General features: G+C 41.6%; 15 protein-coding genes and 1 pseudogene. 9 read left to right on the forward strand and 7 right to left on the reverse strand.

The window, feature by feature from the left end; all coding sequences use genetic code 11:
* Nucleotides 1-8: 8 nt before the first annotated feature.
* The gene (rpsO, locus tag F7734_RS30960) at nucleotides 9-278 is read right to left on the reverse strand and encodes a 30S ribosomal protein S15 (protein ID WP_155748399.1); all 270 of its coding nucleotides are present in this window, start codon (nucleotides 276-278) and stop codon (nucleotides 9-11) included.
* Nucleotides 279-447: 169 nt separating this feature from the next.
* Between rpsO and F7734_RS64050 the strand changes: the two are divergent.
* The 7 genes and pseudogenes from F7734_RS64050 to F7734_RS30985 form a co-directional block, all read left to right on the forward strand.
* Nucleotides 448-759, forward strand: a pseudogene (locus F7734_RS64050) (HNH endonuclease); the annotation flags it as partial.
* A 233-nt stretch (nucleotides 760-992) separates the two neighbouring features.
* Nucleotides 993-1,772: a response regulator transcription factor gene (locus F7734_RS64055; protein WP_166482257.1), complete on the forward strand. Its 780-nt coding sequence runs from the start codon at nucleotides 993-995 to the stop codon at nucleotides 1,770-1,772.
* A gap of 163 nt (nucleotides 1,773-1,935) precedes the next feature.
* The gene (locus F7734_RS62295; RefSeq protein WP_347566314.1) at nucleotides 1,936-3,459 is read left to right on the forward strand and encodes a response regulator; all 1,524 of its coding nucleotides are present in this window, start codon (nucleotides 1,936-1,938) and stop codon (nucleotides 3,457-3,459) included.
* Between the two features lie 156 nt (nucleotides 3,460-3,615).
* The gene (locus F7734_RS30970; RefSeq protein WP_155748400.1) at nucleotides 3,616-6,855 is read left to right on the forward strand and encodes a response regulator; all 3,240 of its coding nucleotides are present in this window, start codon (nucleotides 3,616-3,618) and stop codon (nucleotides 6,853-6,855) included.
* Nucleotides 6,827-7,198, forward strand: a complete 372-nt coding sequence (locus F7734_RS30975; RefSeq protein ID WP_166482259.1) for a response regulator — start codon at nucleotides 6,827-6,829, stop codon at nucleotides 7,196-7,198. The genes F7734_RS30970 and F7734_RS30975 overlap by 29 nt, the downstream gene beginning before the upstream one ends.
* 322 nt (nucleotides 7,199-7,520) lie before the next feature.
* A complete protein-coding gene (locus F7734_RS30980) occupies nucleotides 7,521-7,970 on the forward strand; it encodes a hypothetical protein (protein ID WP_155748401.1) in 450 nt (149 codons plus the stop codon).
* 63 nt (nucleotides 7,971-8,033) lie between these two features.
* A complete protein-coding gene (locus F7734_RS30985) occupies nucleotides 8,034-8,321 on the forward strand; it encodes a Mo-dependent nitrogenase C-terminal domain-containing protein (protein ID WP_155748402.1) in 288 nt (95 codons plus the stop codon).
* Between the two features lie 67 nt (nucleotides 8,322-8,388).
* On the opposite strand, the gene F7734_RS30990 is transcribed toward F7734_RS30985, so the two are convergent.
* From F7734_RS30990 to F7734_RS31000, 3 genes are all read right to left on the reverse strand, one after another.
* The gene (locus F7734_RS30990; RefSeq protein ID WP_155748403.1) at nucleotides 8,389-10,056 is read right to left on the reverse strand and encodes an alpha-amylase family glycosyl hydrolase; all 1,668 of its coding nucleotides are present in this window, start codon (nucleotides 10,054-10,056) and stop codon (nucleotides 8,389-8,391) included.
* Nucleotides 10,057-10,222: 166 nt separating this feature from the next.
* Nucleotides 10,223-11,077 carry a cyanophycinase gene (locus F7734_RS30995; protein WP_155748404.1) on the reverse strand — a complete coding sequence of 285 codons (855 nt, stop codon included), beginning with the start codon at nucleotides 11,075-11,077 and terminating at the stop codon, nucleotides 10,223-10,225.
* A 432-nt stretch (nucleotides 11,078-11,509) separates the two neighbouring features.
* On the reverse strand, nucleotides 11,510-11,719 hold the full coding sequence (locus F7734_RS31000) for a hypothetical protein (protein WP_155748405.1): 210 nt from the start codon (nucleotides 11,717-11,719) through the stop codon (nucleotides 11,510-11,512).
* A gap of 409 nt (nucleotides 11,720-12,128) precedes the next feature.
* Between F7734_RS31000 and F7734_RS31005 the strand changes: the two genes are divergently transcribed.
* Entirely contained in the window at nucleotides 12,129-14,039 is a 1,911-nt protein-coding gene (locus tag F7734_RS31005) for an acetate--CoA ligase family protein (protein WP_155748406.1), read from the forward strand.
* Between the two features lie 340 nt (nucleotides 14,040-14,379).
* On the opposite strand, the gene F7734_RS31010 is transcribed toward F7734_RS31005, so the two are convergent.
* From F7734_RS31010 to F7734_RS31020, 3 genes are all read right to left on the reverse strand, one after another.
* Complete coding sequence (locus F7734_RS31010; RefSeq protein ID WP_155748407.1) at nucleotides 14,380-15,252, reverse strand: DUF2382 domain-containing protein; 873 nt, start codon at nucleotides 15,250-15,252, stop codon at nucleotides 14,380-14,382.
* Between the two features lie 209 nt (nucleotides 15,253-15,461).
* Entirely contained in the window at nucleotides 15,462-16,424 is a 963-nt protein-coding gene (locus F7734_RS31015; protein WP_155748408.1) for a DUF2382 domain-containing protein, read from the reverse strand.
* Nucleotides 16,425-16,632: 208 nt separating this feature from the next.
* A complete protein-coding gene (locus F7734_RS31020) occupies nucleotides 16,633-17,475 on the reverse strand; it encodes a DUF2382 domain-containing protein (protein WP_155748409.1) in 843 nt (280 codons plus the stop codon).
* A 291-nt stretch (nucleotides 17,476-17,766) separates the two neighbouring features.
* Between F7734_RS31020 and F7734_RS31025 the strand changes: the two genes are divergently transcribed.
* Complete coding sequence (locus tag F7734_RS31025) at nucleotides 17,767-18,408, forward strand: bifunctional 4-hydroxy-2-oxoglutarate aldolase/2-dehydro-3-deoxy-phosphogluconate aldolase (RefSeq protein WP_155748410.1); 642 nt, start codon at nucleotides 17,767-17,769, stop codon at nucleotides 18,406-18,408.
* Nucleotides 18,409-18,489: the final 81 nt, after the last annotated feature.

An 18,489-nucleotide genomic window follows, 5' to 3' on the forward strand; every position in this document is an offset into this window, starting at 1 on the left:
AGTTATCTCTATCCACGAATACCGAGACGCCCGATGAGAGCTTGATAATGCTCCCGGCTACCCTCTTGAACATACGCTAGAAGGCGCTTGCGTTGACCGATCAGTTTTAACAATCCCCGACGGGATGAATGGTCTTTCTTGTTAGATTGGAGATGTTCGCTAAGACGGTTAATTCGCTCCGTCAACATTGCGATTTGAACATCAGCAGAGCCTGTATCAGTTTCGTGAACTTGATAGTTGGAGATAATTTCTTGTTTGCGCTGTTGCGTTAATGCCATAATTCAACTTAGTTTTAGATTTTTTGCAGCAGTTTTCCATAATATCACAGCTATCCGCCATCAGCTATCACCAGCAATTGCTAATTGATAACTGCTTCATGAGTGTTGAGTTTTACGAAGCACCCAGAAAACTTTAACACAACTTAAGATAATCTTATGGTGTTACGTACTGGATAAAGCGTTTCCATCAGTTCCTTACTCTGAGAATAAGTTCGTCAACGTCAAAGGAACTAAATCCCCCTTTGATGGCGACATCACCTACTGGAGCCAGCGTAACAGCAAACTCTACGACGGTGAAACCTCTGTTGCCTTAAAACGGCAAAACCGCACGTGTGCAGCCTGTGGGTTAAAGTTCCTAGCAGAGGAGCGAGTACATCTCCATCACACTGACGGGAACCACACCAACTGGAAGAAAGTTAATCTGATAGCAGTCCACGAAAGCTGCCATAATTACTTGCACATGAGTAAAAGCGTAAGCTAAGAACATCAAAAGCTGGGTGCGGGGAAACTTGCACGCCCAGATTTAACAGAGAGGTGCGGCGGATAATACCGTCCATCGACTCTACCAGGTACACCGAACTCAGTAACCTTAGGGCGGTAATGGGGTTTTAAAAGGTAAATTTATTTGCCCGTGTCGCGTTTCCTCCGTAGGCTGTTCGCGCAAGCGTGCCGGAGGCATAGCCACACGGTTTCCATGCTTCCGAAAGTTTTTAGATGAGAATTCTTGTAGTAGAAGATGATGAGTTAATTGCCAAACCCCTTGTCCAAGCTCTATCAGAGCAGCATTATGCTGTCGATATTGCTAGCGACGGTGAGGCAGGTTGGGAGTGTGTAGAAGCTTTTGCTTACGATTTAATTGTGTTGGATGTAGGTTTGCCAAAGTTGGATGGCATTAGCCTCTGTCGGCGAGTGCGATCGCATGGCATTCACTCACCCATCATTTTGTTGACCGCTCAAGATAGCAGTACAAATAAAGTGGCTGGCTTAGATGCAGGGGCTGATGATTATATCACGAAGCCTTTCGATTTACAAGAATTGCTAGCTCGTATCCGTGCTTTGATGCGACGGGGAGGTTCGGCTTTACCTCCAGAATTACAGTGGGAAAATCTCAGGCTAGACCCCAGCATATGTGAAGTTCAATATAACGGCACAACACTCCATTTAACGCCAAAAGAGTATAGCTTACTCGAACTTTTTCTCCGCAATCCCCATCGCATATTTAACTGTGGTGCCATCATAGACCACCTGTGGTCTTTTGAAGAACCACCGGGAGAAGATACAGTAAGAACCCACCTGAAGGGATTGCGAATGAAACTCAAGAAGGCAGGCGTGACAACTGACCCCATTGAGACAGTTTACGGTATTGGCTACCGATTGAAAACCCTAGAGGAAGTCAAAAACAAGGAGATAAGGGGAACAAAAAGAAGGGGAGAGGAGGGGACAAGGGGACAAGGGGACAAGGGGGACAAGGGGACAAGGGAGAAGAACAAATAACTAATCCCCATCGCCAATTCCCAATCCCCAATCCCCCACTACCCAAGACCTGAAGTCCCAAACTCAAAGAATCATTGCAAATGCTTGGGAAAAAGCTAAAGAAAAGATAGGCGATCGCATTACAGTCATAGAACAAGCCACCACAGCCCTGTTTCAGAAGAGTCTGAATGAGGAGTTACGCCTGCAAGCACGTTCTGAGGCTCACAAGCTAGCTGGTTCTTTGGGGATGTTTGGTTTTGAATTTGGGTCGCGCATAGCCAGACAAATCGAAGAACTGCTGGAAGTTGAGGTACGATTGATTGCGGAGCAAAAGTTGCATCTCTCGGAACTCGTTGTCTCGCTGCGTCGGGAGTTGCAACTGACAACCGCAAAAGAGCAACTTGAGGAATCATCAGTTGATGGTCGTCCTTTAGTGCTGTTGGTAGGCTTGGAGCAACCACTTGCTGATGAGTTGGTCAGATCGGCTGATACTTGGAATGTACAAACACTTGCAGTTTCCAAGCCGGGACTCGTTAAAAAACACTTAACCAATCGACGCCCCGATGCAGTGGTATTAAATTTACCAGGTACTATGACTGAAGAAGGTTTGCAGTTGCTAGCAGAATTCAACTGTTCTGCACCGCCCATACCAGTTTTAGTACTGACAAATCAGGATAGTTTACTTGACCGCGTGAAAATAGCCCGGTTGGGCGGACAGGGTTTTTTACAAAAACCAGTCGCATCGGCTATGGTATTGGAGACAATCGCAAATTTGATCCAACGCAATCGTCAGGCTACAGCGAAAGTCTTGTTTGTAGATGACGATCCGCTTATCTTAAATGCAATGTGTCCTTTATTACAGCCATGGGGGTTAAAAGTATCCACCTTGGAAAACCCCTTAGAATTTTGGGACACTTTAGAAGCAACAGCTCCAGACTTGTTGGTTCTGGATGTAGAAATGCCACAAATGAGTGGCATAGAACTGTGTCAGGTTGTGCGAAACGATCCTCGTTATTGTGGGTTACCAGTGTTATTTCTAACATCTCATACAGACGCAGAAACCATGCGCCGTGTGTTTGCTGTTGGTGCAGATGATTACGTGTGCAAACCTATTATTGGACCAGAACTGGTGACGCGTATCCTCAATCGTTTGGAGCGATCGCGTCTTTTAAAGAACATGGCAGAAACAGACGCTTTAACAGGAGTTGCCAACCGCCGTCAATCAACTCACGAACTCAACGACTTAATGAACTTATCGAGCCGTCACCATCAGCCTTTCTGTTTTGCTGTTCTCAAAGCAGATCGCCTTCAGCAAATCAATCAACAGTACGGTCATGCTGTTGGAGATGAAGTGTTATCGCGATTGGGAAGAGTTTTGCGACGCGTATTTCAACGTGATGTTGTTTGCCGTTTGGGAGGTGCAGAGTTTGTTGTAGGAATGTACGGAATGACACAAAAAGATGGATGGCAGCGATTGGAGGAAGTTGCAGAAAATATCAGTCAAGAAAATTTTATCGCTCCCGATGGGAGCCGTTTTCAGGTAACATTTAGTGCAGGGGTAGCGCAGTACCCACAACAAGGGACTGACTTACAAGCACTCTATCAAGCAGCATTAGCAAGATGCGATCGCCCGTTCACGTCCCAGCGAGCTTTTACTCGCGTCCGCGAAGCAGAACTGCGTGGGGATGCTGAAGGTGTCCGAGCATAAGGCAGTCTTATTTTTCTTCATAGCCAAATCAAGTGTGAAACCTAATAATGCTCCTCAGGAGTTGGGAAGCCAATGAATTGCTTTAGTTTCCACAGCTAAAGCTGCCACCATTTAATAGAGATAAAATGTGTATAAAAACGTACAGGAAAATGACCAATGACCAATGGCAAAAATTTGTGGATTCCGATAATTGTAGGTACCAGCGTTATAGTTCTCAACTTGTTATTTTGGCAGGAGTTAATTCATCAAGAAGATGTACACATAAAGAGGAATGCTGAATTAGCAGCAGCAAGCATCAGCCATGAGATCCAAGCTGAGATACAAGCACGAACCTTAGGATTGGTTCGGATGGCTAGGCGTTGGGAACGTGAAGGTGGAACTAGCAAGCCACAGTGGGAAGCGGATGCTTTAAACTATTACCGAGATTATATCGGTTTTCAAGCACTAGAATGGGTAGATGAATCAAATTATGTCCGTTGGGTTATTCCTTTAGCAGGAAATGAGGCAGTACAGAACCTAAATTTAACATCAGAAGAACGTCGCCGAACTGCTTTGGAAAAAGCAAGGGAAAGCCGCAAAGTCACAATAACTCGTGTTGTCAACCTTGCTCAAGGCGGTAAGGGTTTTTTAATGTCGGTACCCTTGTTTCCCAAAAATCAGTTTGATGGTTTTATTATTGGGGGTTTTCGCACTCAAACTTTTTTGGATGCTATTTTAGGGAAAAATTTGCGGCAAAAATATGCGATCGCTATTTTTGAGGGCAACGTTAAAATTTATACAAACCAAGAAAATTTGAGTGACAAAATACCTGCTAAATGGCAACACAATACAGAAATTAATCTCAATGGTATAACTTGGAATCTCAAAGTCTTACCTACACCAGCTACCGCAGCCACAGAACGTTCCCTCCTTCCCAACGTTGTACTTGGTGGAGGTACATCAGTAGCTGTGTTACTTGCGTGGGGAGTCTATCTCACCCTGCACTCCCGACGACAAACACAGCAAGTGAAAACGATAAATCATGAATTAGCGAATAAAATTGCTGAAAGCCGACAAGCAGAACAAGTCCTGCAGGAATACACAAAACAAGTTGAAGATTTATACAACAATGCACCCTGCGGCTATCACTCTTTAGACAAAGATGGTACCTTTGTCCGCATTAACGATACCGAATTAAGTTGGTTGGGATACACACGAGACGAAGTCATTAGGAAAAAGAAATTTGTTGATGTCATTACTGCCTCAAGCTTGCCATTATTCCAAAAATCATTCCCACTTTTTCAACAGCAAGGCTGGATAAGTGACTTAGAATTTCAGATGCTTCGCAAGAATGGTACAATTCTATCCGTAGTTTTGAATGCTACTACCATCAAAGACACAGAAGGTAACTTCCTCATGACGCGGAGTACAGTTTTCGATATTACTGCGCGCAAACAAGCGGAAACAGAACTACGTAATCTCAGTACTGCTTTAGAAAGTGCTGTAGAAGGCATTTCCCAATTCAATCCCGAAAGACGTTACATCTACATCAACCAAGCGTATGCCAACATGGTAGGTTATCAACCCAAGGAAATACTGGGTATGGAATGGCAACAAACCATTCATGCAGAAGATCAAGAAAAGGTCATGATGACATACCAAAGAATGCTAGAAGACGGCAAAGCAGAAGTTGAAGCCAGAGGGGTGCGTAAAGATGGTTCGGTGTTTGATATGCAAGTCGTTATGATTAAAGCTTTGGATCGGCACGAGAACTATAAGGGATATTACTGCTTTGTTAAGGATATTAGTCACCGTCGTGAAATTGAACGGCTCAAAGATGAATTTGTCTCAGTTGTCAGTCACGAACTGAGAACCCCTCTCACCTCAATTCGCGGTTCTTTGGGTTTAGTTGCCAGTGGTGTACTCAATACCCAACCTGAAAAAGCTCAAAGGATGCTAGAAATTGCCGTCAATAACACCGATCGTTTAATTCGACTGATTAACGATATCCTTGACATTGAACGCATCGAATCAGGCAAAGTCACAATGACCAAACAAATTTGTGATGTGACAAGCTTGATGCAGCAGTCAGTAGAAGAAATGCAATCCATGGTAGACAAAGCAGGAATCACACTCTCTGTGTCTTCCATATCAGCAAACTTGTGGGCAGATCCTGACCGAATTGTACAAACTTTCACCAACTTACTCAGTAACGCCGTTAAATTTTCACCCCCAGGCACCACGATTTGGTTTAGTGCCGAAATTCAAGAAAACTCTTCCCTATCTCCCTTGTCTTCCTTGTCCCCCTTGTCTTCCTTGTCCCCCTTGTCTTCCTTGTCCCCCTCTCCCCTTATCCTCTTTACCATCCGCGACCAAGGAAGAGGGATACCTGCTGACAAAATAGAAACCATTTTTGGACGGTTTCAACAGGTAGATGCTTCTGACTCACGTAAAAAAGGTGGTACTGGCTTGGGTCTTGCCATTTGCCGCAGTATTATACAATGTCATGATGGGCGTATTTGGGCAGAAAGTACTGTAGGAGAAGGGAGCACTTTTTACATCTCATTACCTTTGTACCGAGAGGAAGAACCAATCATTCCATCTGTTCCATTAAACAGCAATGATAGCCCACTGATCTTGGTATGCGATGACGATCCCTCAGTTCGAGCTGTCATGCAAGCTATGTTAGAACAACGAGGTTATCAAACGATATGCGCGGCTTCCGGACAAGAAGCAGTGGATGTAGCAATAAAACAGCAGCCAGATGCAATTTTCTTGAACCTTATGATGCCCGGTATGCACGGTTGGGAAACTCTAGGGGTATTAAAGCAGCAACCCCAGACTAAAGATATTCCTGCGATTGTTCTTAGCGGTTTAATGCCAGATGCCAGAACCACCCCCCATCCAGATGTCAGTGACTGGATTGTGAAACCCCCAGATGAAAAATTATTATTTCAAGCGTTGGAACGAGCACTTGCAGGAGGAAAAAGCCAGACTCTGAAGGTACTCATAGTAGAAGATGATACTGATTTGGCACAAGTGTTGATTGCCATGTTTGAACGTTACGGAGTTGAAACCTACCATGCGAAAACAGGACGAGAAGCGTTGCGTTTAAGCCAGCGTCTTCTTCCCGATTTACTGGTATTAGACCTAGCATTGCCAGAAGTAGATGGCTTTGCTGTGGTAGACTGGCTGCGGCACCATAGACGTTTGTGCATGGTTCCTTTGGTTGTTTACTGTGCTAAAGACCTCAATAACTTTGACCGAGAACGATTAAAACTGGGACAAACGCTCTTTTTTACGAAAGGACGCGTTACACCAGAAGAATTTGAAGAACATATAGTGGGTTTATTAAATCGAATTATTCCAACGATTAAGGGGGATAGCAGTGACAGCCAAACGCATTCTTATTATTGACGATGAAGAAGATATTAGAGAAGTTGCCCAACTTACCTTAGAGTCAGTGGGTGGTTGGGAAGTTTTTACAGCTGAATCAGGTATGGAAGGGCTACAGTTAGCTGAAGCTAAAAAACCAGATGCCATTCTCTTGGATGTCATGATGCCGGATATGGACGGAATTGCAACTTTTCAGAAACTGCAGGCGAATCCCGCAACTCAGGACATTCCCGTAATTCTACTGACAGCAAAAGTGCAATCCTCCGATCAACGACGATTTGCAGAACTTGGTGTTAAAGGACTCATTGCCAAACCTTTCAATCCAATGATGTTAAATGACCAGCTGACAGAGGTTCTGAGTTAGTGCTAAATGTTGCAAAAATTTTTCCCTCTCCACAGGTTCTTCATTTTTCGACTCTAACTTAAATATCAGGTGACCTCGGTTTGGAAATGGAGACTGCAATGAATTTAATTGTTAGTTGTTGGTTGTTAGTTGTTGGTTGTTAGTTGTTGGTTGTTAGTTGTTGGTTGTTAGTTGTTAGTAGATTATTTCCACTAGCCACTAGCCACTAACCACTAACCACTAACCACTAACCAATAACTACTAACCACTAACCGCTGACCATGTTAATTATTCACTTGCAGTTTTTTTTAAAAACACTTAACTTTGAAAAAGGATATTGTAAATGTACGAGCAAGATTTTGAGAGGGAATATCAAGAATTTAATGCTGCTGTCAATTTGTTCGTCAATATCTTAAAGTTTAAAGACAGAGACCTAGTAGAAACCTGCGAACAAGTTTTGATGAATCTCATGGGTTCTAGATACACACAGAATATCATGAATGCAGCTCTATTTCAACTAGCAGAAAGTGCTCCAGATACTTGTCAGTGGATTTGGCAAAACTTTCCTTACCTTGACGCTTGTATTACTTTAAAAGAGTATGTAGTCATGCTCGCCGTACAAAAATTAATTGGTCAAGGTTTTATTTTGGGTCAAGATTTTAGTGTTACATCTGAAGGTGAACTGTTAGTTAATCAGAATGCACGTGCTGTTTTAATGCAAAGTATTTCTGATGCAGATCGTGTTTTTGTGACAGAAATTCTAGACGCAGCCCAACAAGAAAAAACTTACTAAAAAATACCAATAAGGTATAGGGTGAGCATTGCCCACCCTACTAACGACTAACCACTAACAATTATGCTACTACAAAATTTACGTCAATTCGGTCTTAATCCTATTCAAACAATACGCCAATGGCTCGACTCTATAGAAATTAACGACTATAAAGTTGCACAACGCCTTTGTAAAACTATTCCAGCCCAGTGTCCATTTGAACGCAAATTTACACTCTTTAATCGCACCATCTTGTATATTCCACCTCTGTGTAAACTCAATCCTTTCTACGAACAATTAGTGATGCTTCGCTTTAAGTCTTTAGTTTATCTTGCAGATGTATGTGGAGAAGATGTTACTGTATATTGTTAACTGGTCATTTGTCATTGGTCATTTGTCATTGGTCATTTGTTATTTGTCATTGGTCACTGTTAATTAGTCACTGTACTAAGACTTTTGCTTGATATGCCTCAAGGTTGAGCATGATGTTATCTTCAGCAGCTTCGATATCATCACCTTCTATCCAGTCATGCCATTTTCCAGCACAGGGAAAGTCAGGAACGCGATATCCATCATAATTTTGCTCTGAGAAATTTGCAACAACAACAACATGGTTACCCTGTTCGTTCCAACGAACATATGCCAAAACTTTTGGCTCGAAATTTTCATGGAAAAATTCTATATTGTCATTCTGCAAAGCAGAATTTTGTTTGCGTAAGGCAATAAGTTTCTGATAGTGATTGAATAAGTCTCGATTTTGCTCTCTCTCTAGTAACGGCCATGCTATCTTTTTAGGCTGAGTGACGTTTTCACTTTTGCGTTTGTGTTCTCCGAACTCTTCTCCCATCCACAGCATGGGAATACCCATCGCTGTCATAAGTAGTACGGCTGCTAACTTGGCTCTTCTAAATGCATCTTCATTAAAGATACCACGCTCGCCCAATTCTCTCAATAAGTATTCGCGATCGTGAGTTGCCAAATAATTAATGACATTTGTTGTTGCTGCATAACCCTGTCGCCTGGGGTCTAAAACTTCCTTGAGCTTTTCGGGTTCAAACATCTCTCCACTAATATGTGGTAGAACAAAATAGCGGAAGCTTTCATGCCAGCAAGAATCTAAGGGACCTTCTGGAGTTGTGATTTTACTGGTGTCAGGAATGTGTTCGGCTATGTTGAAAAACGGTTTGGATGCAGTTTTCTTTTTGGATTGTTGAGCTAGCCAAGTCAGAAATTCATTGTGAGCCAATTGTCGCACTGCATCAAAACGAATTCCATCAATGTGATATTCTTCAACCAAAAATTTTACAACATCTCCAACGTACTTCCACGCGGGCTTAACGTCTAACTTTTCATCGTAGTAGTTGTAGTTAAACTCCGGACCCCAGTAATTAGCTGGATCTTCCGGATAATGCATGTGCTCGTAGTACCAGTAATTTCGGTCAATCAGCAACAAAGGGCATTCTTCATCGGTATGGTTGTAAATTCCATCTATCAAAACGCGAATCCCTCTACCATGGCATTCGTCAATAAAGTGCTTTAAATCTTCTGTTAAACCATAACTAGATTCTGTAGCAAAGTAATGACGAACTTTGTACCCCCAACTGTAGTCACCAGGATATTCATTAACCGGCATTAATTCAATCGCATTGATTCCCAATTTGCTGAGATAATCTAACTTTTCAATAGCATCTACATATCTTCCACGTTTGTAGGGATCAACTTCACCACCAGTGAAATCCGCAACGTGCATTTCATATATAACTAATTCATTATTTTTAGGTAATCGTGTACGATCGTGCTGCCAAACATAAGTATCAACAATTTTTGTTCCATCTTTGATCCTTACTACAGCAACTTTTTTCTCTTCATCAACATCTGTTGCGTAGGGATCGATAACATCCACCCATCGATCTGGTTCAAATTGTGGGCTTTTTGTTTGTACGCGAAATTTATACTGATAAACTCCATCTTCGAGTTCTACTTGAGTGCGGAAATAACCATCCTCACACTTATTCATTGGCATCTCTTTCCAGTCAGAGAAAGAGGCAATAAGAGCAGCAGCATTATTACGGGGAGCAAATAATTCAAATTCCATTACACTTGTCATTTCAAGATTTGGGATTGGGGATCGGGCATTGGGGATCGGGCATTGGGTATTGGGGATCGGGCATTGGGAGATAAGGGAGAAGAATATATTGTCCCTCTTGTCTACCCTGTCTACCTTGTCCCCCTTGTCCCCCTTGTCCCTAACCCCTTGTCCCTAGTCCCTTTTTCTAAGCAGCAGGTGCCGCAATTGGTGTAGGAGCATTTGCCGTAGCATAACCATCCAAGATTGGCTTGCGAGTTTTTAAGTCAAATTTATACCCGTGTGGCAGAATATGAAGTCTTGCTCCACAAATGGCTAAAGGTTCATCCTTTAAAATTTCATCAACATTGCTGTGCATGACAGATGAGTCATCAACAACTGTGATACAGCCTTCTCCAACCACTTCAATTTTGTTATCGGTGACTATCATGGCTGTATTCTCGTCAATACCAAATCCTAAAACAGCAGGCTGTTGCGCCAATGCAGCAATTAAGCGTCCCAACCGCCCGCGCTGTGAGAAGTGCTGATCTATGACTACTCCTGGTAAAAAAGCCATACCAGGACCCATATCTACAATATTCATCCGAGGATTTGTTTCTGAGTCACCCTCTACAATCATTACATCAGGCATGACTGCAGCACCTGCACTTGTTCCCGCTATTACTATTCCTTCAGCATAACGATTGTGGATAGCTTTATCGAGATCGGTATCTTTAAGTACGCTTGTAATCCGAGCTTGATCTCCTCCTGTAAAAAATATACCAGTAGCTTCATTAACTGCTTCTAATGCTGTGGATGAAGACGCATCACTGCGAGTTTCTGTGTCAACTATACGAACATTCTCGGCTCCAAGGCGTTCAAAGACTCTAATATAATTTTCTCCAACTTCTCTTGGCAGCTCTGTTGCAGCTGTCATAATAACAATTCTGGCTTTTGTACCTCCAGCGCGACGAACAAACTCCCGAAGAATTTGACAGTCGCCTTCTTTGTCTTCTGCACCTCCAATAATGACTAACTGCCGTTTGATTTCACTAGCTACCATATAGCCACCTCATAAAAGTTATTAGCTTTAATAAAACATGGCTATCAATCGTATGGAAACACCCGTTCGGTAGATTACAATACAGAAAATAAATATTTACTCTAGTAGAGAACAAAATAAATTTGATTTTGTCAATCTTTAAAAAAATTTACAAAATTTAAGATAAATAAATAGAAATAGAGGCGGAGCCTCGCCAGTAAGGCATTCCCAGGCTCAGCCTGGGAACAAGGTGATACAACAGTAAGGCATTCCCAGGCTCAGCCTGGGAACAAGGTGATACAACGAGTTTTATGTAGATTGCCTACCAACAACCAAGAATGAGACCATGCTTTCAAGTTATCTGGAAAAAGATTTTATTAAATGGGCTTCACTTATCATCAATGCCAGTCAATTTCTGCGCGATCGCATTCAATGAAATTCACAACAATCTCATTAGGAATTCAGAATCGGGTTGTCAAAAAGTAATTCACATAGAAAAGAGCGAGCTTCTTCTAAAGAAAAGTGTCTGGGCTTACCCTGAAAAACAATTTGGTATTCGTTACTATTGGGACCATCTCCGTAACCGGAAATCAGTTTGTGATGAAATGCTTCCTCTGCAAGGTGTTGAACTTCATTTCTAAGAACAACTTCTGTGTTAATCATAACTCTGTCGTCTCCTAGAATTATACTAACAGTGACTTGGTTAGTATAAAAAATACAAAGGCATTGTGACTACTTTCAAAAGTTGTATGTTATAGCTCGGTCTCATGAAGGATAAATAACGCACTTAGGTATTGAACTGTAGTCAAAATTTCCCTGTTAAGCGTTAAGCGTTAAGCGTTCCCGAATTTAATGATTATGCCTTTAGGATAACTAAAGATCGTTATGTAGGAGTTACAATAAGCAGGCGTAAGCGTAGCATTTGATGCTAAAGTCAAGTGTGACGTGTATGGTGTAGCGCAGGCTTTTGCCATCGCTTCCCAAGTAGTCCTCAATTTAATAGATAGTAACTCAGTCTGGAGAAAGCATATATACCTCCAGGTTCAGGTGTTTAGCCAAAGGTCTAGAGTCAATGGTTCAAGACAGAGTTGCAGAGCCAATCCGCGTTAACGCAAGAAAGACTGATGCGTTCGATATTTTCAACTTTAAGCATTATGTTGGACCAAATCCCTATTTAGAAACAGGGGCATTGGTATTTGATTTTACTTTGACTGAATTTACACAACCTCTGCCTGTAGAGGATTATGTTGCAGTCATTAGCGATCGCTATCCAAATTTGGGTAACCAAACATACGATTCCCATGCTCATCTGTTTGCCCGTACCTTATCAGAAGTTGGAAAGCTGCAAATGGATTTACACCTCGATAGATGGGGTATAAAACCTTACCCAGATTTTACGAGAATTAGCTTGCAGTCATTACACGAGCGCACAACACGGGCTATTGTTTACTTTGTTTGGGATTGGTTTGAAGCTATAACTCGAGACAAAGAAATTACCTTTGAAGAACAAATTTCCAGCCTTCAAAAGAGGTTCCGGCAATCTGTCTATGGCGGACCAACAGTCTACACTTTACTGCGAACAGCTTTTCATAAAGGTATTCCTACTTTCTACCTATGGGATGAAGGACTCACCCAGTATGGGTATGGTAAGAAACAGGTTCGGGGTGTAGCAACAACATTTGATTGTGACAGCCATGTAGATTCCGACTTTACAACTCGTAAAGACGACTGTAAAGCTTTTTTGAGAACATTGGGATTCCCAGTTCCTAAAGGAGATATTGTTGTTACAGAAAAGGAAGCCCTCGCAGTTGCGAGAGAAATTGGTTACCCGGTAGCAGTGAAGCCAGTCGTTGGTCACAAAGGAATCGGAGTCACAGCAGAAGTGCGAGACGAGTACGAACTAGAATCTGCTTTCGATCGCGCACTTAAGGCAATTCCAGAAAACGAATCGACACGTATCATTGTTGAGAAAAGCATCATAGGAGCTGATTTTCGCCTGCTGTGTGTCAATGGTAGATTTGTTGCTGCTACAGAACGTCGTCCTGCATGGGTTATCGGTGACGGTGACTCAACTATTGAAGAATTAATCCGAGAAGAAAACCGAAAACCAGGACGCTGGGACACTCCAACCTCAGCAATGTCTAAAATTCAGTGTGATGAGGCAATGGAACAGTATCTCCACCAGCAGCGCTTATCACTCGATAGCATTCTAGAGAAAGACCGTAAAGTTTATCTTCGCAAAGTTGCTAACCTCTCATCAGGAGGAGTTAGCATTGATGCAACCCGTGCCATTCACCCTGACAATATTATTTTGGTCCAAGACATTGCCCAACACTTCCAACTTGTTTGCTTGGGGATCGATGTCATTGCCCGAAATCTTAACGAATCTTGGAAGTCAGGCGACTTTGCCATTCTAGAAATCAATGCTGCACCGGGAATTTTGATGCATCTTAACCCTGCTATAGGAGAAAGCGTTGGTGTTCCTTCACATATCCTAGAAACTTTTTATAAGTCAGGTACAGATGCCAGAATACCCATAATTACCTTTAACAACATCTCAGTACATGACCTTCAAGAAACAATAGACCATATTCTTTTGCAATATCCTGACTGGACAATAGGTGCTGTTTGTCGTCAAGGAGTTTTTGTGAATCGTTCAGAAAAAATTCTCAATAAAGATTACAATGCCAACCTCCTAACATTGCTACGCAATCCCAAACTTGATTTGCTGATTGCCGAGTATGAAGGAGATATTTTAGAGAAAGATGGGATGTTCTATTACGGCAGTAATATGGTCGTTCTAGATAACCCTACGGAAACTGAGATGATACTGACACGAGATGTTTTTGAGGACTCCACCGTTGTTATTAGAAAAGGAGACAAAGTTTCTATCAGACGTAAGGGGTTGATTGAAGAATATTCTCTGGGAGAGGATGAACCTTTTACACGGGTTTATTTGAAGGAAATTGGCACAGTTTTGTAACGCACGCATTACAAATATGTAGGGTGGGCACTGCTAGCCCTGTCAAGGTGGGTGAAAACTTTAGGAAATTAATCGCTTTCTCACTTCTTGCCTCTGCGTACTCTGTGCCTCTGCGGTTAAATAAATGACTATTGAACCGCACAGTACACACCAGAGAAGATGAGAAATTGTCACCTAAATCAAAATTTTGTGAGTCACCTTGACAGGGCTAGTAGGGCTAAAGCCCACCCTACAAAAAAAATGTTGGGTTTCACAAAAAAATGTTGGGTTTCGTTCCTCAACCCAACCTATGTAGTATTGCGTTAGCTCTAGACTTTATAACTATCCATTGATAATATCGTTAACTTTTTGACGTGCGGGCAAACCACTCTTGATACTTTTGCCGATCTTCTTCATCTTCTACAACGATAGTGACTTTTACTGATTTACAACCATGGTTTCGTTCGAGAGCGATCGCATTTAAAAGTAAACTAGCAATTTTAGGAGAACTAAATTCACCACTAACGGTTAAACTACCATCAAAATTCTCAGTTTGGTGAGCGCTATCCATGTCAACAAACTCAAATTCAGCCGAGATTTCTCCTTGTCTCAAATCTATTTCTGCAAGCTGTTTGCGTTCTGGACTAACTTGCTCCACAATCAGTTTTTCATTCCGAACAGGTACTTGTACCATCCGGGTTTCTACTTGCTTGCGAACAATCACTTCACCAACTTTTCTTTTTTTGCGGTCTATGATTACGCGTTCTCCAAGCAAACGAACTATTTCGTCTACGGAAGTGATATTACCATCATTTGTATTCACTACTCTGTCTGAAATGAGTGAAGTATCTTGTGTACTCTCATCTAAAGATTTTGAATGATTTTCCATTGTACTAACTTTGCTTTCTTTCTCTACGGGGGTTTCCAATAATCTTATTTCTGTATTTTTGACTTTTAAAAAAATACATTTAATTTGGGAATCTATTTTTTCCACTAACTTACTACTTAGTAAAAAAGTTTGATGGCGAGCGTCTAAATCTCTATCTGTATTGACTATAAAGCTAATTTGACGATTGGCATCAATAATTAAATCTTTTACTTCACCTACTAGCTGATTTTGCCTATCTCTAATGCTAAATTTATGGACTTTATGGCGCAAGCTTTCCAGCAAAGTACTAATTCTGGCAATTTTATTAATATTTTTATTGCCTATAATAGGCGTTGTATTATTCATTGTTCTTCTTAATAAAATTAAGAATTATTTCTCGTCTCTCATTTCCAATCAATAGCTGGTAATGGAAACTGTGAGGCTCTTCCTCACTTAGTCTTATACAGGAGGCTCGGCCTCCCTGAAGGCATTCCCAGGCTCTGCCTGGGAACGAGATGAAGCCTGGGAACGAGATGATAGGTCAGACAAACCTATCAAGGGAAAAATACAACCGATTAGCGCTCATCAATTGGCAGACCGGGCGCGTTAACATCTAATTCTTCGCGACGAACCGTATCTTGTTCTTCTACAGTATCCCGGTCTACAACTTTTCTAACTCGGACTTCTTCGCGTACAACAGCTTCTTTACGAATGTCAGGTGTTTCTTCGTAGATTTCCATACGAGCAACTTCGCCTTCACGGAAGTTAGCTTCGCCAGGAGCAACTGCTTTACCTGCATCTGTTGGAGTCACTCGCTCAACAACAACTCTCTCTTTCTCAATTGGAACTGCAACTCTTGCTGTTTCCGTTTCAATATGCTTGCCAATCGTAACTTCACCAGCCTTGACACGTCTCTTATTGGCAATTAATCGTTCTTCGTATAGTCTCAGAGTTTGATGATCGCGGTCGTTCATCTCGTACAAAGATGGCTCAGCGTCGTAACGGTACGTATCGCGATCGTATCTGGGGATGTTAGGTGTAGTTACAGGCTGATTGATTGCAGATGCAGCTTGATTTGCCGCAGATGCAGCCGCATAATTAGCATCTAGAGGAGCAGATGCTTCTAAAGGAGTCGATGTTTCCAGCGGAGCAGATGCTTCTACAGCTGTGTTAGTGTTTACAGGATTGCGATAAACGTTACGTATACGCTCTTCATAATCGTAATCAACAGCGTCACGTTCGTTGAACTCTGGCAAATTATCTGCTTGCTCTCTAGTCATTCCAACTGCATAAACACGATTTGTATTGTGGTCAATGCGAGCGCGACCAATAGGAAGCAATACTTTCTTACCAAATATCCAAAAACCTAAGTCAACAACAAAATAACGAAAACGACCTTCATCATCAACTAAAACATCGCTAATTGTTCCAATTTTTTGGTCGCTTGCTTCTTCATAGACACTCATTCCTTTGAGATCATCACCACCAAAAGTGTCTTTATAATTTGCGTCGAAATCAGATACTTTATAAAGAGGCATATTCGTTACCCTCCAACTTATTTCCTTTTATAATACTTATTTTAAAAAAAGAATTTTCACTCGTCCTCTCTCCTGCGATTGACTTAATTTTAATGGTTGGTAGATAGTGGTTAGTGGTTAGTGGTTAGTGGTTAGTAGTTAGTAGTAAATAACAAGTATATAATATTACTAACTATTAACAACTAACAACTAACTACTAACGCTTACATTAAGTCCGATCGCTTAAATTTCTCTCAGAATTATTGGTTAATAAATCTCCTTCCGTCCGAATATCTAATTCTTCCCGACGAATGGTTTCTTGCGCTTCAACAGTGTCGCGATCTACTACTTTTCTAACTCGAACTTCCTCGCGCACAAAGGCTTCTTTATGAATATCAGGAGTTTCTTCGTAGATTTCTATACGTGCAACTTCTCCTTCTTGGAACTGTAAATCATTAGGATTTACTGCTGTTCCTGCATCTGTAGGATTGATACGCTCAATGACAACTCGCTCTTTTTCAATTGGTATTGAAACTCTTGCTGTTTCAGTTTCAATATGTTTGCCAACTGCAACTTCTCCTGCTTTAATGCGGTTTTTGTTGGCAATTAACCGCTCTTCATACAATCTGAATGTTTCTTGATTTTGGTTGTTCAGATTGTATAAAGCAGAGTCTTGTTGATAGTTGTAGGTATCACGATTGTGGTTTGTAGTACTAGATAGAGGACGATAAGCCTTACGTACCTGTTCTTCGTAATCGTAATCAACCGTCAAATTTGCTCTGTATTCGGGTAAACTTTGTACTTGCTCTTTGCTCAGTCCATCTACAAAAACGCGTTTAGCATTGTAGTCAATATGGGCAAGACCGATTGGTAGTAGAATCTTTTTGTTAGAAGAATCGTAATCGGTATCTATAACGAGATAGCGAAAACGACCCTCAGGATCTACCAACACATCATCAACAGAGCCAACTCTCGTCCCGCCTTGGGTATAGAGATCTAAAGCTTTAACATCATCGCCGCCAAAAGTATCTCTGTAGTTTGGATCAAAGTCTGCAATCTTGTAAAGAGGCATAATAATATTACCGCACTAAGAACGTCTAACTAGTAGAGTAAGAATATATGAAAAAATTTCCCTCTTGCCCACGACTTAATTTAATTGACGATTCAGCAGTCAAAGGTTATGACTTTTTAGGAATTCATTATTAAATATTTTTAAGCTGTTGATATTTATTTCTCAAGTTAGAAGAGGAAATTATGCTAGCGTTTTTATAGAAAGTGAATCAGTCTTAGGGAATAAATTGTATTAAGTTTTATAATACTAGTAATACTAATTGTTTTGAGTATCCATCAAAATTATCAGAAAATGTCCAATCAACTTTGGCTATCACAACTAAAAGAACATAAAGCGATCGCAGTCATCCGTGCGCCAGAAATTACATTGGGCTACCAAATGGCTTTAGCAGTGGCATCTGAAGGAATCAAGTTAATTGAAATTACCTGGAATAGCCATCGTGCTGCTGAACTAATCAGTCAATTACGAGCAGAATTACCTAACTGCATCATTGGCACTGGTACATTATTAAATCTCAAGCATATTCAAGAAGCTATTGCAGCAGGGGCGCAGTTTCTCTTTACTCCTCACGTTGACTTAGCAATGATTCAAGCAGCTGTTGCTGTTGATATCCCAATTGTACCGGGAGCACTTTCTCCCACAGAAATCGTCACCGCTTGGCATAGTGGTGTAAGTTGTGTCAAAGTATTTCCCGTAGAAGCACTCGGAGGCGTTCAATATATAAAAAGTTTGCAAGGTCCCTTGGGCTATATTCCCCTAATTCCAACAGGTGGCATTACCCTAGAAAATGCTAAGGACTTTTTACAAGCAGGAGCGATCGCAGTTGGTATCAGCAGTCAATTATTTCCTAAAAAGTTTGTAGAGGCAAGGAATTGGCAGGGAATAGCCCAACAGGCAAAAAATTTGAGGCAAATAATGGGGATTGGGGATTAAGGACAAGGGAGACAAGGTGGACAAGGGGGACAAGGGGGACAAGGGAGACAAGGGGGACAAGGGTGGAATGGGGGAGAAGGG

Source organism: Scytonema sp. UIC 10036, from assembly GCF_009725235.1.